This is a genomic window from Pseudomonas farsensis, assembly GCF_014268805.2.
Taxonomy (GTDB): Bacteria; Pseudomonadota; Gammaproteobacteria; order Pseudomonadales; family Pseudomonadaceae; genus Aquipseudomonas; species Aquipseudomonas farsensis.
In genome coordinates, this window is sequence record NZ_JABWRF020000002.1 from 75,339 (window position 1) to 97,669 (window position 22,331).

The 22,331-nt window shown below is 63.8% G+C and carries 16 protein-coding genes; 7 read left to right on the forward strand and 9 right to left on the reverse strand.

The window, feature by feature from the left end; translation table 11 throughout:
• Nucleotides 1–12: 12 nt before the first annotated feature.
• The 9 genes from HU719_RS09790 to putP form a co-directional block, all read right to left on the reverse strand.
• A complete protein-coding gene (locus tag HU719_RS09790) occupies nt 13–897 on the reverse strand; it encodes a glycosyltransferase (RefSeq protein ID WP_186521204.1) in 885 nt (294 codons plus the stop codon).
• Nucleotides 894–2,048 carry a glycosyltransferase gene (locus HU719_RS09795; RefSeq protein WP_186536915.1) on the reverse strand — a complete coding sequence of 385 codons (1,155 nt, stop codon included), beginning with the start codon at nt 2,046–2,048 and terminating at the stop codon, nt 894–896. Before HU719_RS09795 ends, HU719_RS09790 begins: the two co-directional genes overlap by 4 nt.
• Complete coding sequence (locus HU719_RS09800) at nt 2,045–2,926, reverse strand: DUF6625 family protein (RefSeq protein ID WP_186536914.1); 882 nt, start codon at nt 2,924–2,926, stop codon at nt 2,045–2,047. The genes HU719_RS09795 and HU719_RS09800 overlap by 4 nt, the downstream gene beginning before the upstream one ends.
• A 30-nt stretch (nt 2,927–2,956) precedes the next feature.
• Nucleotides 2,957–4,366, reverse strand: a complete 1,410-nt coding sequence (locus HU719_RS09805) for a PIG-L family deacetylase (protein ID WP_186536913.1) — start codon at nt 4,364–4,366, stop codon at nt 2,957–2,959.
• Complete coding sequence (locus tag HU719_RS09810; RefSeq protein WP_186521208.1) at nt 4,363–5,259, reverse strand: GNAT family N-acetyltransferase; 897 nt, start codon at nt 5,257–5,259, stop codon at nt 4,363–4,365. The genes HU719_RS09805 and HU719_RS09810 overlap by 4 nt, the downstream gene beginning before the upstream one ends.
• Entirely contained in the window at nt 5,259–6,389 is a 1,131-nt protein-coding gene (locus HU719_RS09815; protein ID WP_186521209.1) for a glycosyltransferase, read from the reverse strand. The genes HU719_RS09810 and HU719_RS09815 overlap by 1 nt, the downstream gene beginning before the upstream one ends.
• Complete coding sequence (locus HU719_RS09820) at nt 6,373–8,130, reverse strand: carbamoyltransferase family protein (RefSeq protein ID WP_186521210.1); 1,758 nt, start codon at nt 8,128–8,130, stop codon at nt 6,373–6,375. The genes HU719_RS09815 and HU719_RS09820 overlap by 17 nt, the downstream gene beginning before the upstream one ends.
• Nucleotides 8,131–8,504: 374 nt before the next feature.
• The gene (locus HU719_RS09825) at nt 8,505–9,341 is read right to left on the reverse strand and encodes a 23S rRNA (adenine(2030)-N(6))-methyltransferase RlmJ (protein ID WP_186536515.1); all 837 of its coding nucleotides are present in this window, start codon (nt 9,339–9,341) and stop codon (nt 8,505–8,507) included.
• Nucleotides 9,342–9,490: 149 nt separating this feature from the next.
• Nucleotides 9,491–10,966 carry a sodium/proline symporter PutP gene (gene putP / locus HU719_RS09830; RefSeq protein ID WP_186536513.1) on the reverse strand — a complete coding sequence of 492 codons (1,476 nt, stop codon included), beginning with the start codon at nt 10,964–10,966 and terminating at the stop codon, nt 9,491–9,493.
• A gap of 77 nt (nt 10,967–11,043) precedes the next feature.
• Between putP and HU719_RS09835 the strand changes: the two genes are divergently transcribed.
• The 7 genes from HU719_RS09835 (at nt 11,044) to mdtD (ending at nt 22,296) form a co-directional block, all read left to right on the forward strand.
• On the forward strand, nt 11,044–11,295 hold the full coding sequence (locus HU719_RS09835) for a hypothetical protein (protein WP_186520405.1): 252 nt from the start codon (nt 11,044–11,046) through the stop codon (nt 11,293–11,295).
• 32 nt (nt 11,296–11,327) lie between these two features.
• Nucleotides 11,328–15,281, forward strand: coding sequence for a trifunctional transcriptional regulator/proline dehydrogenase/L-glutamate gamma-semialdehyde dehydrogenase (gene putA, locus HU719_RS09840; RefSeq protein ID WP_186536512.1), 3,954 nt, complete (start codon nt 11,328–11,330; stop codon nt 15,279–15,281).
• Between the two features lie 388 nt (nt 15,282–15,669).
• Nucleotides 15,670–15,843: a hypothetical protein gene (locus HU719_RS09845; RefSeq protein ID WP_186520407.1), complete on the forward strand. Its 174-nt coding sequence runs from the start codon at nt 15,670–15,672 to the stop codon at nt 15,841–15,843.
• A 220-nt stretch (nt 15,844–16,063) separates the two neighbouring features.
• Nucleotides 16,064–17,860, forward strand: a complete 1,797-nt coding sequence (locus HU719_RS09850; RefSeq protein ID WP_186536511.1) for an acyl-CoA dehydrogenase — start codon at nt 16,064–16,066, stop codon at nt 17,858–17,860.
• A gap of 30 nt (nt 17,861–17,890) precedes the next feature.
• Nucleotides 17,891–19,333: a TldD/PmbA family protein gene (locus HU719_RS09855; RefSeq protein WP_186536510.1), complete on the forward strand. Its 1,443-nt coding sequence runs from the start codon at nt 17,891–17,893 to the stop codon at nt 19,331–19,333.
• Nucleotides 19,333–20,661, forward strand: a complete 1,329-nt coding sequence (locus HU719_RS09860; protein ID WP_186536509.1) for a TldD/PmbA family protein — start codon at nt 19,333–19,335, stop codon at nt 20,659–20,661. The genes HU719_RS09855 and HU719_RS09860 overlap by 1 nt, the downstream gene beginning before the upstream one ends.
• A gap of 207 nt (nt 20,662–20,868) precedes the next feature.
• Entirely contained in the window at nt 20,869–22,296 is a 1,428-nt protein-coding gene (mdtD, locus tag HU719_RS09865; RefSeq protein ID WP_186520411.1) for a multidrug transporter subunit MdtD, read from the forward strand.
• Nucleotides 22,297–22,331 lie beyond the last annotated feature (35 nt).

Sequence of the window (22,331 nt, forward strand, 5' to 3'; positions counted from 1 at the left end):
GGCCTGCTCCGCTCAGTTTTTTTCCAGAGGCATGAACCACAAGCGCCCCAGGCCGCGCCAGGTCTTGCGCGTAAAGGCGCTGAACGGAATCTGCGCAAGCAGTTCACGGGCCAAGGCGCGGTCACGGTTGGCGGTCTTGAGGAACATCGAGTTCAGCGCCTTGTACTTGACCTCTTCATAGCGAGGGTGGTCGCTGAACAGGGCATAGGTGCGCAGGATATTGTCGATCATGAAACGGTGGTTCTTGTACGAGTTGGTGGCGTGCTTGCGATAGCGCGCCATCACCACGCTCAACCCGTCGATGAAGTAACCCGCGTGGGTGACCTTCAACTCGATGAGCAAGTCTTCAAGGCGGATGCGCGGGTCGAAGCCGCCGACCTTTTCCAGGGCCTCGCGGCGGAATAGCAAGGTCGGGGCCGGCGGATAGGGCTTGCGCTCAAGGAACATGTCGTCGAAATCCAGGCGCCGGAACGGCACATCCCGGCGCTGCCGAGCCTCGGGGAACAACGCGCCGTCGGAATCGATCAATTCGATGTTGCCGGCGCAGATGCCCACCTCGGGCTTGTCGGCCATGTACTCGACCTGAATGGCGATGCGGTCCGGCATCATGATGTCGTCGGAACCGAACGGTGCGATCAGGCTGCCCTGGGCGCGGGCAATGGCCTCGTTGAGAGTGTGCGTAAGGCCCATGTTCTTCTGCACGCGAAAATCGAAGCCGTGCACGGCCTGCAGCCGCTGGATACGTTCGACGCTGTCGTCACTGGAGCCATCATCGACCACCAGCAATTCGATATTGCTGTAGGTCTGGTTGATGACACTGAGGATGCTTTCCTCAATGTAGGGCCCGTGGTTGTACGATGCGATGATCACCGTGACCAACGGTTGGGTAACACTCATGACAGCTCCTTCGGTGCAGCGTGCAGGCCTGACTCGATCAGCGCCAGATAGCGCTGGCGGAACTCTTCGATGTCGTGCTCATGCTTGAGGTAGTGGTAGGCCTGCTCGCCCTTGGCACGCAGAGATGCCGGGTCGAGGGCCAGGTAGGTGTCCAGCGCTGCGGTCAAGCCGGCCACATCGGCAGGCGCCACCGGTAGCCCGCCGGCACCTTCGATCAGCGGCAACATGGCAGGGACGCTGGAGGCGATAACCGGCAGATGGCCACTCATCCCTTCCAGCAATGCCAGACCAAGGCCTTCGGCCAACGACGGCATGGTCCAGATATCGAACGCGCGCACATATTGCAGGGCATTTTCCCTGAACCCCAGCAAATGGGCGCGTCCCGCCAGGCCGGCTTGCTCGATCTGCTGCTGCAACTGCGCCTGCTCTCGACCTGCGCCAATGATCGCCAGGTGAGTATCAGGGTACTTGTCCTTGAGCGCGGCAAACGCCTCGATCAGGTACGTGTGCCCCTTGATCGGCACCAGCCGCCCCAATGCCCCGATCAGGCGCACGTCAGCAGGCAGACCCAGCTGTTGCCTGGCAGTCGGACGATCCAGTTGCAACGCCTCAGCCTGCTCGATATCGATGGCATTGGTGATGCCATGGGTGTTTTCAGCGGTGAAACCACAGTCGAGGTCGATCAGGTACTGCCTGACCGCAGGAGACACACCCACGAACTGCCAGCGCTGATCGATCAGGCGCTGGGCCTGACGCCGACGGTAGACACGGTCGTACTCGCCGAACCCGTGGGAAATGCCGATACACAGCGGCACCTTCAGCCAGCGGTTGAGCTGCAGCAGCATGTTCACCGGCTTGAAGCGGTTGCAGATCACCACATCGAACTTTTCCCGCCGGCAAAACTGAAACAGCTGCCAGGAAGCCCTCAGGCGCATGCCCTTGAGGGCCTTGTCGGAAAACTCGAAATACACCGAACGGTCGGCACGGCTCACCGCATCGAGCGGGCCAGGGCGCCCTTTGAGGAAGGCCATGGTGGTTTCGAAACGATCAGCCGGCAGCGCCTTGAAAATCTGCTCGGCCAGGTCGGCGAAATCGTGGTGCTTGATGTTGTAGTCAGGCTGCAATTGCAGGACCTTGAAACGCTGCTTCATAGTTCTTCCTGATGAAACCCGTTCTCGCTGATGACCCAGGCGCTGGCGCCCGCGACTTGCTGCAGGTGTTGCGGGTCAGGCTTGAGGTCGGCCCATTCGTTGCGCTTCCAGCAAACAAAATGGAAGTACGGAAACTCCTGCTTGCCATCCAGATCATTGGTCAAGCGCCCGTCGCGCCAGAACCAGCGCCGCGGGAAGTTCGATGTGCCATCCTGCCACGCAATACAGCCGCCAGGGGTGCTGAACGCTTCTTTGAACTCACTGCGCCGACGCAGCGGGTACAGCTTGCCCAGCAGGTTGAACACAGGCTTGGGGAAGTTCTTGTGGCGCAGGAACACGCGGGTGAACGCGCCTTCATCCAGCGCGTGGTGCACCTGGTCGGTGAGCCGCCGGCGCCAGTCTTTCATGCGCATGAACAGCGAACGCTTGCACGGCGTATTGCGCATCAGGCACAGGTGGCCAGCTACGCGGCGCTCGTGGGTGGAGAAGAAATCGTGGCGGGCCAGCCGCTCATTGGTGAAATACCCGCGCAGGTCGCCGTAGATCAGGTCAATGTCGCCGAACGCCCAAAAGTCATAGCCCTGCAGCCGGTCTTCATGGATGTAACCCAAGGCAGGCTTGAGGTCGCAGAGCTTGTAGGCCTGCGCGGGGGCGAAATCGATACCCAGACGTGCCGAGACCAATTGGCAGTAATCGGTGTAGCTGATGGCTTCGATGCGCACGTTGGCCGGCAGGTTGGCAGGCACGCCGCAGTCGCTGAACAGCAGCCAGTCGATGTCGGCATTACGCCGGCAGCTTTCCAGAAACAGCGGCATCCAGAACGGCCATTGCCCGAAATAGGGAATGATGAACAGTATGCGTGGGTTCGACGTTTTCAATAGAAACTCACCTAGGATGCAATCCTTACATCAGCTTTCGTGATCAAGTATCCAGAACAGCTCGTGTCGGCGTACCGCCTTGCGGAAGAACTCGTTCTCACCGTACGGCGAGCCACGACGCCCGGCAAGCCAGCGCTGGATAGCACGGCGCAAACGACGCTTGAACGGCTGCGGTGGCTGTAGATCGTGCATCATACCCAGCGCCATCGCCTTGTCGTGCTGGCGTGGCAGATCAAGTGACAGGCTGCAAGGGGCCCAGTCGCCCCGCTCATCCAGCATCGGCGGCAAGGCAATGCCTGCGCCGCTGTCGCCCATGGGCCACCGGTCGTTGTCATGCAGGTGGTTGGCGTAACCCAGCATCAGTTCAGGCTGCCAGTCCAGGCCTTGCAGCGCCTCGACCAGCGCCTGCCGAGCACAGACATGGTCCGGGTGCGGGTCTAGCGTGGGGTGCGGCATCACGATCACCTGGGGCCGGGCCTTCAGCAGCAGCGCGCGCAGGTCGGCCAACAGGTTGTTCCAGGTTGGCAGGCCGTCGTCACCGGGCAATTGCAGGCTGTTCAAGGCGCGAAATGGCCGGGTGTCGCAAAGGTCAGCCTCACGCGAGCCGATTGGCTGGTCGGGCGCGTCACGCATCGCCTGCAGCTGCAAGCAGAAGTAGCCCAGCTGTGCGCAGCGCTCCTGCGCCACGCCCGCCCAACGGGGTACTGCCAGGCTGTCCCATGCGCGCAGCCGGCCTTTCAGGCGGGCCGCTTGCGCTCGCCCAAGGCCCATCTGCTGATAATGCTCGGCTTCGATTTCACCCGCGGTGAGGGTGACGATCCACGCCTCGGCGGCCTGGCTGTATAGGCCATAGGCGGCGATTTCGGCATCGTCGGCGTGCGGAGCGATGACCATGACCCGCTTGCTGAGCAGGTCGGGCTGGCGCAGCACCCACAGCCGTGGCTCGCCGACCAGCCGGCAGAAGCGGCCGCGCACAGCCAGGCTGCCATCGCACAGCGCAGGCGCCAGGCCACTTAGGTTGAGAAAGCGCTTGCCGCGTACGCCGCGCTCGAAGACCTGCAGGTCATGCCCCCCGGCGCAGCTCAGGCGCACACCCGGGTCTAGCAGCCGCCCAAGCCAGGCGCAACGAAGGGTGACCTGCAAGACCAGGGTTTCATCACCGCCAAGTTGCAGGCCAGGCGCCTGCAGATGCCCATCCACCCACGCCACGCCAACCTGTTCGCTGCCTGCCGGGAAGCGATAGGCATAGTCCTGAGTGGCGGCGTAGAACAGGTGGTCAGCGAACCACGCCTCGTGGGCGACCCACAGCAGCGGCAGCAACAGCAGGGGCAACCACCACCAGGTCGCCGCTCCGATCAGCACCAGCGCAACCAACCCCACCAGCACGCCGATGCGCTTGTTACGCCGATGGCGCCTGAGCAGCGCCTGCTTGCGATTCATGACTGGAACACTGGCACTGGATGGCACCAGCGCTCTTTGTACTCGCGGTCGGCACGGCCGAACGAGAAGCGCAGGGCCTTGCCCCGCGCGTGGGCGTCTTCCCAAGCGGCCTGCGTGTTCAGGAAACTCAACACGCTGCCAGGGCTGAAGGCGCGAGTCTCGGGGTCTACACCCCCATTGACGTACTCCACGCTGATCCACTCTGGGGCTTCAACTCGGTAAACCAGTTGAATCGCAATCGGCGCGTCTTCGAGAAACACCACCGAACCGATCAGCAACGACTGCAACGCCTCAAGCACCTCCGCCAGCCGCTCGCCACCCACCGCAGGAAAGCCCCAGCGGCGCTGAAACAGGTCGCAATACATGCTGGCAATCTGCGCTGGCGCAAACTCGCTGACCGGTCGCACCACGCCCCCGGCCTCCTCCAGCAGGCGCAACTCGCGGCGCTGGTTGTAACGGAATTTCTTCGAAAGCGCCTCGTGCGGGCGCGCCATGGCCAGTTGCTCAGGCTGGGGCCGGAGCCCGGCGAAGCGGCCCTCGCTCAGCTCGCAGAGGTAGCGCCCAGCATGGCGTAGCGGCGCCCCTGCACCCGTTGCGGCAGGCAGAATGATCTCGGCGTTGCCCAGGTCGAACAGGCCTTTCTTGCCATGACGCTTGAGGACGTCCTTGGACAGCGCGATATGCCGCCCCCAAACGGGTACTGCGGCCTGCAATTCACCGTTTTGCGACCAACCCAGGTAGCGCACCGGAATCTGCGCAAGCTCGGCAAGCGTCTCGATCACCAGCGGATGGGTGGCGACACTGCCGCCAAAACGATCCCACGCCTGGCGATAGGCAAGCGCATCGATCACCTGCCAGCCGCGTTCGCGCCAGGCTTGAAGGTAATTGAGCATCAGGCCTGCGCTCCCAGTTCACGCACATGCGGCAACTGCCAGAAGGTGTCACGTACCGCCTGATCGCTGAACCGCTCATTGAGCCGCTGCAGCATGTGCTGCGCGCAGGCTGTGCGTTGCTCATCGGCCAACCCGGCCAAGTGCTGCAGGCCTTGGGCCAACTGCGCTGCGTCGCCCAGCGGGAACAGCACGCCGACGCCTTCAACCACCTCGCGGGCACCACCGCAGGCCGTAGCCAGCACAGGCACGCCAGCAACCATGGCTTCGAGCAGAACCATGCCGAACGGCTCGTGATCCGAGCTCAAGGCGAACACGTCGAAAGCCTGGAAGTACCGCCGCGCATCCGCTACCTGGCCGACGAAATCCACACTGGAATCGATGCCAAGTTCTGCGGCAAGTGCTTTGAGCCTGGCCTCAAGGTGCCCCTTGCCAAGAATGGCCAGGCGAGCACCGCTGGGCAGCCCGGGCAATGCCTGGGCAAAACCACGCAGCAAAGTTGCCTGGTCCTTGTCCGGGTGCAGGCGGCCGACGTTGCCGACCACCCACGCCTGCGCCGGCAGGCCCAACGCTTCACGCGCCTGCGCACGCGGCACAAGGCTGGCCTTGAGCGCCTGCACATCGATGCGGTTGTAGAGGGTCTGGATACGCTCGGCAGGCCACTGCGCCAGGCAACGGCGCATGTCGTCGCGCACCGCATCGGAAACACCGAGCAGGCTCAGGCGCTTGCGAAACAGGTTGGCAAATAACTGCCGGCCTTTGCGCGCGTAGTCCCCGAAGGCGTGGTGCACCCCGATTACCTGCAGTTTGGTAGCCAGCAAGGCGACGTAGATCGGCTTGGCACGGTGGGCGATGCAGAAGCTGAAATGACGCTGCGCGGCAATTTTGCGCAGCGCGGCAATCGCCCCCAGCTTGAGGCCGCGCACAGCGGCCGAGCTGAACTGCATGAACAGCACTTCGTCGCTGGCGCAGCCTGCGGCTACCTGTGGGTCCGCGGCGCCGGTCAGGAACACGGTGGTGACCTTGTAGCCGCTACCCTGGAACAGGCTGGCATATTGACGGGCACAGTCGAGAAACGGCCCGTCATAGCTATGACAGAACTGCAAGACCCGCGCTTCAGAGCGGTTGGTCATAAGCCGCCGCGCCGTCCTTGACTACCAGGATGTCTTCCATGATCAGGTATTGCAGGTCCGAGCCGAAGAACATGTTCAGCGCGTCGGTAGGCGAGCAGATCATCGGCTCGCCACGGCGGTTCAGCGAGGTGTTCAGCGACACACCGTTGCCGGTCAGCACTTCCAGCGCTTTCATCATGTCGTAGTAGCGCGGGTTGTACTCGCGCTTGAGCACCTGGGCGCGGGACGTGCCGTCTTCGTGAACCACTTCGGGCACACGGGTTTTCCATTCTTCGGACACTTCGAAGGTGAAGGTCATGAACGGGGCCGGGTGATCGATCTTGATCATCTGCGGCGCGACGGTGTCGAGCATCGACGGGCAGAAAGGCCTCCAACGCTCGCGGAACTTGATCTGGTGGTTGATGCGGTCGGCTACGCCGGCAACGCTTGGGCAGCCGATGATCGAACGACCACCCAGCGCACGCGGGCCGAACTCCATGCGGCCCTGGAACCAGGCCACCGGGTTGCCATCGACCATGATCTTGGCGATTTGCTCCGGCATGTTGTCGAGCTTGCGCCATTTTGGCTGGCTCGGGTGACGGGCGCAGGCCGCGATCACGTCTTCGTTGGAGTACGCAGGGCCGAGGTAGACGTGTTCCATCTTCTCGACCGGCACGCCACGGGCGTGGGACACATAGGCCGCAGCACCCACCGCGGTCCCGGCGTCGCCGGAAGCCGGCTGGACGAACAGCTCCTTGACGTCCGGGCGGGCGATGATCTTCTGGTTCAGCTTGACGTTCAACGCGCAGCCGCCGGCGAAGGCCAGCTTGCCGGTTTCGCGCAGGGTGTCGCCCAGGTAATGGTCGATCATCTGCAGGGCGAGCTTTTCGAACAGCGCCTGCATGCTGGCGGCGTAATGGATGTACGGCTCGTCAGCGATGTCGCCTTCGCGTTTCGGGCCCAGCCACTCGATCAGCTTGGGCGAGAAGTAGAAGCCCTTGCCCTTCTCTTTATAGCGGCGCAGGCCAATCACGTTGGCGTACTCGGTGTTGATCACCAGTTCGCCGTTTTCAAAGCTGGCCAGGCGCGAGAAGTCGTATTTGCTGGCATCGCCGTAGGGCGCCATGCCCATGACCTTGAATTCGCCGTCGAGCATCTCGAAACCGAGAAACTCGGTGATAGCACCGTACAGGCCGCCGAGCGAGTCAGGGTCGAAGAATTCCTTGATCTTGTGGATCTTGCCGTTTTCGCCGTAGCCGAAGAAGGTCGTGGCGTACTCGCCCTTGCCATCGATGCCCAGGATTGCGGTCTTTTCCTTGAAGCCCGAGCAGTGGTACGCGCTGGAGGCGTGGGCCAAGTGGTGCTCGACCGGCTCGATCTTGACTTTTTTCGGGTCAAAGCCCAGTTGCTCAAGGCACCAGACAATCTTGTTGCGGTAGCGCTTATAACGGCGGTTACCCATCAGCAACGCATCAAGGGCGCGGTCCGGGGCGTACCAGTAGCGCTTGGCATAGTGCCAGCGCGCCTTGCCGAACAGGCTGATCGGGGCGAACGGAATGGCCACCACGTCAACGTCGGACGGCTTGATGCCGGCCTGCTCAAGGCAGAACTTTGCCGACTCGTAAGGCATGCGGTTCTTCGCATGTTTGTCACGCACGAAGCGCTCTTCTTCGGCGGCGGCAATCAGTTTGCCGTCGATGTACAGGGCCGCGGAAGGGTCATGGCTAAGGGCGCCGGACAGGCCAAGAATCGTCAGTGCCAAGGGTCTAGCCTCTCAATTCGATAGAAGTGCGCCACCGGCCTCTGGGGTGGGTGACGGCTAAAGGGGCGGGATTATAACGCAAACATCGCCGGGCGCGATGAACAGACGCAGGAGCGGGGCTTGCCTCGCGATGGCGGCATCTGCAGCACCATCGCGGGGCAAGCCCGCTCCCACATAGCTCGCCCATCCCATATCGATGCCGTCTACGCGGTCAGTGTAGGAGCGGCCTTGTGTCGCGAAAGGGCTGCGAAGCAGCCCCAGCGATTCTGGTGGGTGCACAGATCCTGGGGCTGCTTCGCAGCCCTTTCGCGACACAAGGCCGCTCCTACACAATCAAAAGCGACTTGCCCGAAACCATAGAATCTCCCACGGGATTATTCGGCGATCAGCCAATCCATGCGGAAACTGCCCGCCGTTTGCGCAAGCTCCTTGGCCAGCCACGGCAGCAGTTCCTTGAGCTCTTCCTCAAGGCCCCAAGGCGGGTTGGCGATGGCCAGGCCCGAACCGTTCAGCCCCTGCGGGCTGTCCTGATGGTGCACGTACAACTCCACGCGCAGCAGTTTTGGCGCCCCGGTGCTGGTCAGGTCCTGGTAGAACCGGGTCAGCGAACGCTGGTCCTTGATCGGGTACCAAATGGCTGCGACGGTCTGGCGCATGCGGCCGATGGCCTCTTTCATGGCCACAGTGCAACGCTTGAGTTCATCGGCCTGCTCGAACGGCGGGTCGACCAGCATGATGGCGCGCTTTTCCTGCACCGGCAGCAGCGCCCGCGGGATATGCCAGCCCTCCCCCAGGTGCACGGTGACCCGAGGGTCTTTCTTCATGTTCTCTTTGAGCAGCGCCCCGTCTTCGGGGTGCTTCTCGTTGAGCTGCGCGCGGTCCTGCTGGCGCATCAGGCGCCGGGCAAGCTCGGGCGAACCTGGGTAGTAGCGCAGTTCGCCGTCCTGGTTAAGGCGCTTGATGACGCGCATATAGTCGGCAGTTGCCGCCGGCAGGTCATCGCGGCCCCACAGGCGGGCAACGCCTTCGAGGTATTCACCGGTGCGGGTCGCCTGGTCGCCCTGCAGGTCGTACAGGCCGAGGCCGGCATGGGTGTCGATATAGGCGAACGGCTGCTCCTTGCGCGACATCAAGGCGATGAGGCGGGTCAGCACGATGTGTTTGAGGACGTCGGCGTGGTTGCCGGCGTGGAAGGCGTGACGATAATTCATGGCGGCTCCTGCGAAGGCGGCAAGTTTACCTTGTTGGGCCGGTGACGCACAAAAGCATCGCGGGGCGAGCCCACCCCCACGAAACCGCTAGGGCTGTCGTGGGAGCGGGCTTGCCCCGCGATTTACAGGCAGCGCCGATTCAGCAGGCGTTACTTGTCAGCGTGATAGACCTTGTTGGCGGTCTCGAAACGCGAAACCATGCTGCCCGACGGGCTGCCCAGCTTGCTCACCAGCACGATGGCGAGGGTCGCGAACAGGAAGCCTGGGATGATTTCGTACAAGCCAGTGTCCAGTTGCTTCCAGAAGATCACCGTCAGCGCGCCCACCACGATGCCAGCAAGCGCCCCGTTACGGGTCATGCCTTTCCACAGCACCGACAGCAGCACCACCGGGCCAAAGGCAGCACCGAAGCCAGCCCAGGCGTAGGCCACCAGGCCCAGCACACGGTTGTTCGGGTTCGCCGCCAGGGCGATCGACACCAACGCTACCGCCAGCACCATCAGGCGGCCAACCCACACCAGCTCGACCTGCGACGCATTCTTGCGCAGAAACGCCTTGTAGAAGTCTTCGGTCAGGGCGCTGGAGCACACCAGCAACTGGCAGCTCAGGGTGCTCATCACCGCAGCCAGAATGGCCGACAGCAGCACACCGGCGATCCACGGGTTGAACAGGATCTTGGCCAGCTCGATGAACACGCGCTCGTGGTTTTCAGTCACCGGGCCCGCCAGCTCCGGGTGCGCCGAGAAGTAGGCGATACCGAAGAAGCCGACCGCACAGGTGCCTGCCAGGCACAGGATCATCCAGGTCATCGAGATGCGGCGAGCCTTGGCAATCGACTTGACCGAATCGGCGGCCATGAAGCGCGCCAGGATGTGCGGCTGGCCGAAGTAGCCCAGGCCCCAGCCCATCAGCGAGATGATGCCGATGAAGGTCGCGCCCTTGAACATGTCGAAGTGCGCCGGGTTGACCGCTTCGATAGCCAGGAATGTTGTATCGAAGCCACCGGTGGAAATCAGCACGATGATCGGGGTCAGGATCAGCGCGAAGATCATCAGCGAGGCCTGCACAGTGTCAGTCCAGCTCACCGCCAGGAAACCACCGACGAAGGTGTAGGCGATGGTGGCCGCAGCACCGGCCCACAGGGCGGTCTCGTAGGGCATGTCGAAGGTGCTCTCGAACAAGCGAGCGCCGGCCACGATGCCAGAAGCACAGTAGATGGTGAAGAACACCAGGATGACGATGGCCGAGATGATCCGCAGCAGCCCGCTGTTGTCTTCGAAGCGGCTGGCGAAGTAGTCCGGCAGGGTCAGGGCATCACCGTTGTATTCGGTCTGCACACGCAGGCGACCAGCGACGAACAGCCAGTTCAGGTAGGCGCCGACGGTCAGACCGATGGCGATCCAGGCTTCAGACAGGCCGGCGAAGTAGATGGCGCCCGGCAGGCCCATCAGCAGCCAGCCGCTCATGTCGGAAGCACCGGCAGAAAGCGCGGTAACCACGCTGCCGAGGCTGCGTCCACCGAGGATGTAATCGGAAAGGTTCTTGGTGGAGCGATAGGCGGCGAAGCCGATCAGCACCATTGCCGCGATGTAGACCACGAAGGTGATCGTTAGAGGATTGCCCATTGGTTGTGCCCTGGCGTTTGTTTTTATCTCATGCAACCGTCGCGTCGCAAAGCGGTTGCACCCAGGCGGCGCATCCTATGCAACAACGCGAACCAGGTGCAACCATTTTTCATTTGCAAGTTGCACCGCTTCGTGACTTTTCAGAAAAAACGCTTTTTATGCGCCATTTCGGAGCAAACAGCCGTTTTTACATAACAAAACGCACCAAGGCCGCCCTTTCCAGCCGGTGCGCGGGCACCATCGGACGAGTTGCGCCCAGCCTTTCGAAAAATAGGGTTGCACCCGGTTGCACCCGAATTGTCCTACAGGCTAATCTTGCCTCCAGCTAAGGCCACACCCGTGGCAATAATGAGGATAAGAAATGGCGACGACCACCCTTGGGGTCAAACTTGACGACCCTACCCGTGAGCGACTCAAAGCAGCTGCGCAGTCCATCGACCGCACGCCGCACTGGTTGATCAAGCAAGCGATCTTCAACTATCTCGAGAAGCTCGAGGGTGGCGCCACCCTGCAAGACCTCAACGGCCAAGCGGCAAACCTGGGCGATGACGCCGGCGAAGTCGCCGCCGACCATGCCCACCAGTGCTTCCTGGAGTTTGCCGAAAGCATCCTGCCGCAATCGGTACTGCGCTCGGCGATCACCGCCGCCTATCGCCGCCCGGAGCAAGAAGTCGTGCCGATGCTGCTGGAGCAGGCACGCCTGCCAGCCGCCCAGGCCGAGGCCACCAACAAGCTCGCCGCGACCCTGGCCGACAAACTGCGCAACCAGAAGAGCGCAGGCGGCCGCGCCGGTATCGTGCAGGGCCTGTTGCAGGAGTTTTCGCTGTCGTCGCAGGAAGGCGTGGCCTTGATGTGCCTGGCCGAAGCGCTGCTGCGCATCCCTGACAAAGGCACCCGCGATGCGTTGATCCGCGACAAGATCAGCACCGGCAACTGGCAGCCACACCTGGGCAACAGCCCGTCGCTGTTCGTCAACGCCGCGACCTGGGGCCTGTTGCTGACCGGCAAGCTGGTCAGCACGCACAATGAATCCGGCCTGACCTCCTCGCTCACCCGCATCATCGGCAAGAGCGGCGAGCCGATGATCCGCAAGGGCGTCGACATGGCCATGCGCCTGATGGGCGAGCAGTTCGTCACCGGCGAGACCATCGCCGAAGCCCTGGCTAACGCCAGCAAGTTCGAGTCCAAGGGCTTCCGCTACAGCTACGACATGCTCGGCGAAGCGGCGCTGACCGAGCACGACGCACAGAAGTACCTGGCGTCCTACGAGCAGGCCATCCACTCCATCGGCAAGGCTTCGCACGGGCGCGGCATCTATGAAGGCCCGGGCATCTCGATCAAGCTCTCGGCCCTGCACCCGCGCTACAGCCGCGCCCAGTACGAGCGGGTGATGAGCGAGCTGTACCCGCGCCTGCTGTCGCTGACCCTGCTGGCCAAGCAATATGACATCGGCCTCAACATCGACGCCGAAGAAGCCGACCGCCTGGAGCTGTCGCTGGACCTGCTCGAGCGCCTGTGCTTCGAGCCGTCGCTGGCCGGCTGGAACGGCATCGGCTTTGTCATCCAGGCTTACCAGAAGCGCTGCCCGTACGTGATCGACTACGTCATCGACCTGGCCAAACGCAGCCGCCACCGCCTGATGATCCGCCTGGTTAAAGGCGCCTACTGGGACAGCGAAATCAAGCGCGCCCAGGTCGAGGGCCTGGAAGGCTACCCGGTGTACACCCGCAAGGTGTACACCGACATTTCCTACATTGCCTGTGCGCGCAAGCTGCTGGCCGTGCCGGAAGCCATCTACCCGCAGTTCGCCACCCATAACGCCCACACCCTGGCGGCCATCTACCAGCTCGCCGGGCAGAACTACTACCCCGGCCAGTACGAATTCCAGTGCCTGCACGGCATGGGCGAGCCGCTGTATGAACAGGTTGTAGGCAAAGTCGCTGAAGGCAAGCTGAACCGCCCATGCCGCGTGTACGCACCGGTCGGCACCCACGAGACGCTGCTGGCCTACCTGGTTCGCCGCCTGCTCGAAAACGGCGCCAACACCTCGTTCGTCAACCGCGTCGCCGACCACTCGCTGTCGATTCAGGAACTGGTGGCAGACCCGGTGCTGAGCATCGAGCGCATGGCCACCCAGGAAGGCGGTATCGGCCTGCCGCACCCGCGCATCCCGATGCCGCGTGAGCTGTATGGCAACGAGCGGGCCAACTCCGCTGGCATCGACCTGGCCAACGAACACCGCCTGGCGTCACTGTCCTGCGCCCTGCTGGCGACCGCCCACAATGACTGGAAAGCCTCACCACTGCTGGGCTGCGCTGCCAGCGAGGAGCCTGCGGCGCCGGTACTGAACCCATCCGACCAGCGTGATGTGGTTGGCCACGTACAGGAAGCCACGGTCGCCGACGTCAACAATGCCGTGCAGTGCGCCGTCAACGCAGCGCCCATCTGGCAAGCCACTCCGCCCGCCGAACGCGCCGCAATTCTGGAGCGGGCCGCCGACCTGATGGAGGCCGACATCCAGCCACTGATGGGCCTGCTAGTGCGCGAAGCCGGCAAGACCTACGCCAATGCCATTGCCGAAGTGCGCGAAGCCGTGGACTTCCTGCGCTACTACGCGGTACAGGCGCGCAACGACCTGCGCAACGACAACTGCCGCCCACTGGGCCCGGTGGTGTGCATCAGCCCGTGGAACTTCCCGCTGGCGATTTTCTCCGGGCAAGTGGCCGCAGCCCTGGCTGCCGGCAACCCGGTGCTGGCCAAGCCCGCCGAACAAACCCCGCTGGTCGCAGCCCAAGCCGTGCGCCTGCTGCTCGACGCCGGCATCCCCGAAGGCGTGCTGCAACTGCTGCCGGGCCGCGGTGAAACCGTCGGCGCCGGGCTGGTGGGCGATGAGCGCGTCAAAGGTGTGATGTTCACCGGCTCCACCGAAGTTGCCCGCCTGCTGCAACGCAACATCGCCGGGCGCCTGGACAACCAAGGCCGCCCCATCCCGCTGATCGCCGAAACCGGTGGGCAGAACGCGATGATCGTCGATTCCTCGGCGCTGACCGAACAAGTGGTCATCGACGTGGTGTCCTCGGCCTTCGACAGCGCCGGCCAGCGCTGCTCGGCACTGCGCGTACTGTGCCTGCAGGAAGATTCCGCTGACCGTGTCATCGAAATGCTCAAGGGCGCCATGGCCGAAAGCCGGCTGGGTAACCCGGAGCGCCTGTCGGTGGACATTGGCCCGGTGATTGACGCCGAAGCCAAGGCTGGCATCGAGAAACACATCCAGGGCATGCGCGAGAAAGGCCGCGCCGTGTACCAGGTGGCCATCGCCGAGGGCGAGGAGATCAAGCGCGGCACCTTCGTCATGCCGACGCTGATCGAGCTGGAAAGCTTCGACGAGCTCAAGCGCGAGATCTTCGGCCCGGTGCTGCACGTGGTGCGCTACAACCGCAAGGACCTCGACCAGTTGATCGAACAGATCAACGCTTCGGGCTACGGCCTGACCTTGGGCGTGCATACCCGCATCGACGAGACCATCGCCAAGGTGGTGGGCAACGTCAACGCTGGCAACATGTACGTCAACCGCAACATCGTGGGTGCGGTGGTCGGCGTGCAGCCGTTCGGTGGTGAAGGCCTGTCCGGCACCGGCCCGAAAGCCGGCGGCCCGCTGTACCTGTACCGCCTGCTGTCGACCCGCCCGACTGACGCCATTGCCCGCCACTTCGCGCGTACTGACGGCGAAGCCAAAATCGACACCGCCCTTCGCGACCAGCAGCTCAAGCCGCTGAACGCGCTCAAGACCTGGGCCGAAGGCAACCAGCTCGGCGACCTCGCTGCCCTGTGCGCGCAGTTCGCCGAGCAGACGCAAAGCGGCATCACCCGTGTACTGCCTGGCCCGACCGGTGAGCGCAACACTTACTCAGTACTGCCGCGTGAGCATGTGCTGTGCCTGGCCGACAACGAAGCCGACCTGCAGGCGCAACTGGCAGCAGTGCTGGCGGTCGGCAGCGCTGCGGTGTTCCAGGACGGCGAGCCGGCCAAAGCCCTGCGTGGTCGCCTGCCGAAGGAAGTGCAAGCCAAGGTCAAGCTGGTTGCCGACTGGAACAAGGACGAAGTGGCCTTCGACGCGGTCATTCACCACGGCGACTCGGACCAGCTGCGCGGCATCTGCGAACAGGTGGCCAAGCGTGCCGGGGCGATCGTTGGCGTACACGGGCTGTCGAGTGGCGATCACCAGATAGCCCTGGAGCGCCTGGTGATCGAGCGGGCGGTGAGTGTGAATACCGCGGCGGCCGGCGGCAATGCCAGCTTGATGACGATCGGCTGACGCTGACAGGCAACATTGAAAGGGAGGCCAACTTGGCCTCCCTTTTTTGTGGCGCTGTGATTGCGAGTGTTTGCCGAAGCTACGTCAGCGCCTGCCAGATCTGATCCCGTGTAGGCGCGGCCTTGTGTCGCGACGGGCTGCAAAGCAGCCCCAGCCATTTTGCATGAAGCTAAGATCCTGGGGCTGCTACGCAACCCTTTCGCGACACAAGGCCGCTCCTACACTGACCGCGTAAAACGGCATCGATGTAGTGGCAAGCCACAACGTGGGAGCGGGTTTGACCCGCGAAGAGGCCATAACGGCCAGTACCACGCTCAACGCTCCATCCCCAACTCCGCATAGACTCCTCCCCACTGCTTGCAGCAAAACGCATTAGATGGAGAGCGATATGACTGCGAAAGAATCCAACAAATCCAAGGCCGGCAATCCTCACATTGAGGCAGCCCAACGCATCCGCCAGCTCGCCCAGATATTGTCTGAAGACCCTGCCGAAGCTAGAGCATTTCGCGAAAAGACGGGGGTTTTCACCGCGAGTGGAGAGCTCAAGGAGCCTTACCGCTAGATGTATCAGCAACTTCTTTCGACAGGAAACGCACGTCCAACTGTGCGTACGTGATTTCAACTGCATAAAAGGCTTCTTTCGGCCGCTGGAATCTAACGGTGCGTTGTTTTTGGCCTGACAGCTATCGCGCTCTCCCCTCCACCATCACCTGAATCAATCATGGTATCCACCCCCAATCTGCGCTCCTAGACTCGCAGCATCCCGCCCCAGGACCGCGACCATGCCCGACACCCTGCTCTGCCCGCGCAACCTCGCCTTCGAACTCTACGAAGTGCTCGACGCCGAGGCCCTGACCCAACGCCCGCGCTTCGCCGAACACACCCGCGAAACCTTCGACGCAGCCCTGGGCACCGCGCGCAGCATCGCCGAGAAGTACTTCGCCCCGCACAACCGCAAGGCCGACGAGCACGAACCGCGCTATGTAGACGGCCGCGCCGAGTTGATCGAGGAAGTGAAACCGGCTGTAGATGCGTTTCTGCAAGCAGGCTTTCTAAACGCCAACCGCGATTTCGATGCCGGCGGCATGCAACTGCCCAGCCTGGTATCGCAAGCCTGCTTCGCGCACTTTCAGGCCGCCAACGCAGGCACCACGGCGTATCCGTTCCTGACCATGGGTGCCGCGAACCTGATCGAGACCTTCGGCAGCGATGAGCAAAAGCGCCTGTTCCTGCAACCCATGATCGAGGGCCGCTACTTCGGCACCATGGCCCTGACCGAACCCCACGCCGGCTCCTCGCTGGCCGATATCCGCACCCGCGCAGAACCCGCTGGCGACGGCACCTATCGGCTCAAGGGCAACAAGATTTTCATCTCCGGTGGCGACCACGAATTGTCCGAGAACATCGTGCACATGGTGCTGGCCAAGCTCCCCGACGCACCGCCTGGCGTCAAAGGCATCTCGCTGTTCATCGTGCCCAAGTACCGGGTCAACCACGATGCCAGCCTGGGGCCGCGCAACGACGTGGTACTGGCTGGGCTGTTCCACAAGATGGGCTGGCGCGGCACCACGTCGGCGGCGCTGAACTTCGGCGACCAAGGCCAGTGCGTGGGGTACCTGGTTGGCCAGCCGCACCAGGGCCTGGCGTGCATGTTCCAGATGATGAACGAGGCGCGCATCGGCGTCGGCATGGGTGCGGTCATGCTCGGTTACGCCGGCTACCTGTACTCGCTGGAGTACGCGCGCCAGCGCACGCAAGGCCGTACGCCGGACAACAAGGACCCGCACAGCCCAGCCGTGCCGATCATCGCCCACAGTGACGTGAAGCGCATGCTGCTGGCGCAGAAGGCGTATGTAGAGGGCGCGTTCGACTTGGGCCTTTACGCCGCACGGCTGTTCGATGACACCCACACCGCGCCCGACGCCACCGCGCGCACCCAGGCCCAGCAACTGCTCGACCTGCTGACCCCGGTGGTCAAGTCCTGGCCCTCGGCCTACTGCCTCAAGGCCAATGAACTGGCGATCCAGATCCTCGGCGGCCATGGCTACACCCGCGAATACCCGGTGGAGCAGTACTACCGCGACAACCGCCTGAACCCGATCCATGAAGGCACCGAGGGCATTCAGTCGCTCGACCTGCTGGGCCGCAAGCTGGCGCAAGGCGGCGGGGCCGGCCTCAAGCTCCTGGTGCGTTCAATGGCCGGCACCTGCGAGCGGGCCAGCCATCACCCCAACCTCGACGCCCTGCGCCAGCCACTGGAGCAACTGGTCAACCGCCTGCAAGGAGTGACCCTGGCGCTGCTCGGCGACCTGGCACAAGGCAAGGTCGCCGGTGCCCTGGCCAACTCGGCGCTGTACCTCAAGGCCTTCGGCCACTGTGTGATCGGCTGGCGCTGGCTGGAGCAGGCGATACACGCAGAAGTCGGCCTGCTCAACGGCAACGAGCGCGACTTCTACCTCGGCAAACTGCAAGCGGCGCGTTATTTCCTCACCTGGGAACTACCGCCCTGCCATAATGACCTCGCATTGCTCGAGGCCCGCGACGACACGTGCCTGAGCATGCAAGAGGGGTGGTTCTAGGGGGAGCCACCGCGCACCGGAGGTTGTCCCATGTTCGATTCCAGCGCCCTGCTGCGCCAGCGTTTCGCTGCGCTGCGCAGCACGGCCGAAGTGTTCTCGCTTCGCCATGTGAAGCAATCGCACCAGTCGCTTTCGGTTCGCCGCAACGTTGCCGAACCGCCGTACTTCAGCCAGGACGAAGGCGCGATGCTCAGCGTGCGGGTCAACGGCGTCGAGGCCTACGCGGCCACCGCCGACCTGTCGCAAAGCGGCCTGCAACGTGCCCTGGAACAGGCCGAGGCGCTGGCCCGGCAAATCCGCCCGCACAGCCTGCTCGACCTTAGCGGCCAGCCCGCCCCGAGCCAGCGCCACGACCACCTCTCGCCCAACCTCGACCAGCCCTTGCCGCCGCTTGCCGAGTGCCTGCAACTGCTCGCCGCAGAGTCGGCCAGCGTGCCCAAGGACAGCCGCCTGGTGGACTGGCAGGCAAGCCTGGGCATCACCCATGTCGAGCAAACCTACCTCAACAGCGCCGGCGCCGAACTGCGCCACGCCCAGCGCTTCGTGTTCCCAGGCCTTGGGGTAACTGCAAGCGACGGCGCAGACAGCCAAAGCCGTACCTTGGGCCGGGAAAACTTCGGCCAGCAAGGCGGCTTCGATGTGGTCGAGCGCTGCGGCCTGATTGGCGCCGCTGGTCACGTTGCCGACCAGGCCCTGCAACTGCTGCTGGCGCCCAACACGCCAAGCGGGGTGCGTGACCTGCTGCTGATGCCCGACCAGATGATGCTGCAGATTCACGAGTCCATCGGCCATCCGCTGGAAATGGACCGCATTCTGGGGGATGAACGCAATTACGCCGGCACCAGCTTCGTCAAGGCCGAGGACTTCGGCCGCCTGCAATACGGCTCCACGCTGCTCAACGTGACCTTCGACCCCGGTATTGGCGAAGAACTCGCAAGCTACGCCTTCGACGACGATGGCACTCCGGCCAACAAGCAGTTCCTGATTCGCGACGGCCTGCTGGTGCGCCCGCTCGGTGGGGCGCTGTCGCAACTGCGCTCCGGCCTCGATGGCGTTGCCAACAGCCGGGCATGCAGTTGGAACCGCGCGCCCATCGACCGCATGGCCAACCTCAATATCGAGCCTGGCGACCAGTCGCTTGAACAACTGATCGGCGGCATCGAGCATGGCATCCTGATGCGCACCAATCGCTCATGGTCCATCGATGACGCGCGCAACAAGTTCCAGTTTGGCTGCGAGTGGGGCCAACTGATCGAAAACGGCGAACTCAAGGGCGTGGTGAAAAACCCCAACTACCGCGGCATTTCTGCAGGCTTCTGGCGCAACCTGTCGGCGGTGGGCGACCGCAGCACCTTCCAGGTACTGGGCACGCCCAACTGCGGCAAGGGCGAACCCAACCAGGTGGTGCGCGTGGGCCACGCTTCGCCGGCCTGCGTGTTCCGCCAGATCGACGTATTCGGAGGGGACGCCTGATGAGCACTTATCAACAACGCTTCGAGGGCCTGCTCGGGGCCTTGCGCGCAGCGCTGCAACCGGGCGAGCAGTTCACCCTCGGCTACAGCGCCGAACAGTCGCAGTTTGTCCGCTTCAACCACGCCCAGGTACGCCAGGCCGGGGTGGTGAGCCAGGCCAGCGTGCAACTGCGCCTGGTCAGCGATGGCCGGCAAGCCGAGCAGCAGATCACCTTGGGCGACGACGCCGAACTTGACCGCCAGCGCCTGTACGAAGCCCTGGCGCAACTGCGCCAGACCTTGCCCCTGCTGGCGCTTGACCCGTACCTGAGCCTTGATCAGAACGCCTGGCGCAGTGACAGCCTGCAGCAACAGCCGCTGCCGGAGCTGGACGAGGTGCTGGCCGGCGTCGCACACGAAGCCGGCCAGCTCGACCTGGTCGGTATCTATGCCGCAGGCCCCATCTGCCGGGGCTTTGCCAGCTCGTTCGGGGCCTTTGGCTGGCACCAGGCCAATAGTTTCAACTTCGACTTCAGCCTGTTCCACAGCAATGGCCAGGCGGTGAAGGCCAACTACGCCGGCCAGCAGTGGAGCAGCGACACCTTCGCCGCACGCCTGCGCCAGGCCCGCGAGCAGCTGCAGCACCTGGGCCGCGCGCCGATCACCCTCAAGCCCGGCAGCTACCGCGCCTACCTGGCCCCGGCGGCCATGGACGAAATCGCCGGCATGCTGTGCTGGGGCGGGTTTTCCGCACAGGCGCTGGCTACCGGCAACAGCGCGCTGCAACGGCTGTACAGCGGTGATGCGCAGTTGAGCCCACTGGTGAGCTTCAGCGAGCAGGTAAGCGGCTCGCTCAGCCCGGCGTTCTCTGACGAAGGCTCGCCACGCCGCGACCTGCGCCTGATCGTCGAAGGGCAGGCGCAGGAGCGGCTGGTCAGTGCGCGCAGCGCGGCCGAGTTCGAGTTGGCGGCCAATGGCGCCGACAGCTATGAATCGCCCTGCGCGCTCAGCCTGGCGCCGGGCGATTTGCCCAGCGCGCAGGTGCTTGAGCGCCTGGGTACCGGGCTGTATATCAGCAACCTGTGGTACCTGAACTACTCGGACCTGCCCGCCGCACGCATGACCGGGCTGACCCGCTTCGCCACCTTCTGGGTAGAAAACGGGCAGATCCAGGGGCCGGTGAGCACCATGCGCTTCGATGACAGCCTGTACAGTTTGCTGGGCAGCCAACTGGAGGCGCTGACCTGCGAGCGCGAGATGATCCTCTCGACCAGCACCTATAGCCAGCGCAGCACTGGATCGAGTCATCTGCCCGGCGCGCTGGTCAGAGGGTTGACCCTGACATTGTGATCGACAGGCCTGGCCCTATCGCAGGCTGTCGCCAGCTCCCACAGAGACCGAGTTGCCCTGGGTTTCTGCAGTTTGCCTGGATCCCTATGGGAGCTTCCACTGAGACCGAGTTGTCCTGGGTTTCTGCAGCTTGCCTGGATCCCTGTGGGAGCTGGCGACAGCCTGCGATGAGGCCAGAACAGCCAATACAGCACAGAGAGGTTAGCCATGCCCGACCGCGCCCCACTTGACCCCGTCACCGCCCGCTGGCTGCCTTGGGTGGTGGCCATCGCCTTCTTCATGCAGTCACTCGACGGCACCATCCTCAACACCGCGCTGCCGGCCATGGCCCGCTCGCTGGCCGAGGACCCGCTGCGCATGCAGGGGGTGATCATCGCCTACATGCTCACCGTGGCCCTGCTGATCCCGGCCTCGGGCTGGATCGCCGACCGCTTCGGCACCAAGCGCATCTTCTTCGGCGCCATCCTGCTGTTCAGCTTCGGCTCGCTGCTGTGCGCCATGGCCAACAGCCTCGGCTTCCTGATCTTTGCCCGCATCGTCCAGGGCCTGGGCGGCGCGCTGATGCTGCCGGTCGGGCGGCTGGTGGTGCTGCGGGCCTACCCGCGCACTGAGCTGGTGCGCATCATGAGCTTCATCACCATCCCCGGCCTGCTCGGCCCGCTGCTGGGCCCGACCGTCGGCGGCTGGCTGGTGGAGATCCTCAGCTGGCACTGGATCTTCCTGCTCAACCTGCCGGTGGGCATGCTCGGCTGCTATGCGGTGTGGAAATTCATCCCCGACCTGCGCGGGGCCGAGCGCACCCGCTTCGACGGCCAGGGTTTCCTGCTGTTTGGCGCAGCGATGGTGCTGATCACCATCGCCATGGAAGGCCTGGGCGAGCTGCACCTGCCGCACCTGCGGGTGATGCTGTTGCTGTTCGCAGGCCTGGCCTGCCTTGCCGCCTACTGGCTGCGCGCCGGGCGCGACCCCGAGCCGTTGTTCTCGCCATCGCTGTTTCGCGTGCGCACCTTTGCCATCGGCATCCTCGGCAACCTGTTCGCCCGCCTGGGCAGCGGCGCCCTGCCGTTTCTGGTGCCGCTGCTGTTGCAGGTGGCGCTGGGCTACTCGCCCGCCCAGGCCGGCATGAGCATGATCCCGCTCGCCGCCGCCGCCATGGTGGCCAAGTCGGTGGCGCGGCCGCTGATCGAACACCTGGGCTATCGCATCGTGCTCACTGGTAACACGCTGTTGCTGGGTATCCTGCTGGCAAGCCTGGGGCTGGTCGATGAACAGACCCCATACGCCCTGCTGCTGACCCAACTGGCACTGCTGGGGGCGGTAAACTCGATGCAGTTCACGGCGATGAACACCGTCACCCTGATCGACCTGGACGATGCCAGCGCCAGCAGTGGCAACAGTCTGCTGTCGGTGGTGGCGCAGCTTTCGCTGAGCCTGGGCGTGGCCTGCGCCGGCGCGCTGCTCGGCGGTTTCACGGCCGCAGGCAACGCCGACGGGGTAGAAACCACACTGGGCGCGTTCCAGCTGACCTTCGTCACCATCGGCGTCATGGCCATGTTGGCCGCGGCGATCTTCATGCAACTGTCGCCGACGGATGGAAGGCGTGCCCGTCGTCCGGAACAACATGTAGAGCCGTAGGGTGAATGGCCACGAGGCTGGTAGACTGTGCGACA